The sequence below is a fragment of the Campylobacter sp. 2018MI01 genome (assembly GCF_018501205.1).
Taxonomy (GTDB): domain Bacteria; phylum Campylobacterota; class Campylobacteria; order Campylobacterales; family Campylobacteraceae; genus Campylobacter_E.
The window spans coordinates 1-693 of sequence record NZ_JAHCZE010000128.1 but is presented as its reverse complement, the minus strand read 5'-3'; the positions used below and the strand labels follow the sequence as shown (position 1 = coordinate 693).

At 25.0% G+C, this 693-nt stretch carries 1 protein-coding gene; it reads right to left on the bottom strand.

Features of this window, described 5'->3' with window-relative positions; genetic code table 11:
- Positions 1 to 331: 331 nt before the first annotated feature.
- On the bottom strand, positions 332 to 693 hold a 362-nt coding region (locus KJQ97_RS09300; RefSeq protein ID WP_214120677.1), incomplete at its 5' end, for a BspA family leucine-rich repeat surface protein.

The window sequence follows — 693 nt, the reverse complement described above, 5'->3', positions numbered from 1 at the left end:
AAACAAACAACGAAAGCAAAGAACGAAATGAACAAGATTTAGATAAATCTAACGAGAATAATAAAGAAGAAAAAACCACTAAAAATAACTAGAATTTAAAATAGGAATTTCGTTTGTTTACAACTCTTAAAACTTAACTAAACAAACGAAATTAAATTTTTTTTAAATAACTTTATTTTTTACTTTATCAATATTTTTTGTTTAATTTAATCATGCTTACTAAAATCCCTAAATTTGTAACCGAATTAAGCGTTGAATTTACTAACTCCATAGCCATCCTTTATAGTCTAATTATTGGCTAATTTGCCACAACTTTTAAAAAACATTCCATCTATTTTTTCGCACTACTCATATCAAAATCAAAAGTTTGGTTCAAGCTTTTACACCCACTAAACATTCCTGAAAAATCTTCAACATTTTTAGTATTAAAACTAAGCTTTTGATTAAAACTTCTACAATCTACAAACATATTTCTCATAGTTTTTACGTTTTTAGTATCAAACAATATCTTTTTATTTAAACTATAACAATCATAAAACATAGCACTCATATCAGTTACATTGCTTGTATCCCAAGTATTAATACCTTCAAAATCCCACCAAAAAACACCATCAAAAAGATAACTCATATCAGTTATAAGACTAGTATCTATCTCATAAAGTTTGATTTTTTGAGTGTTCAAAATTTCTTTTA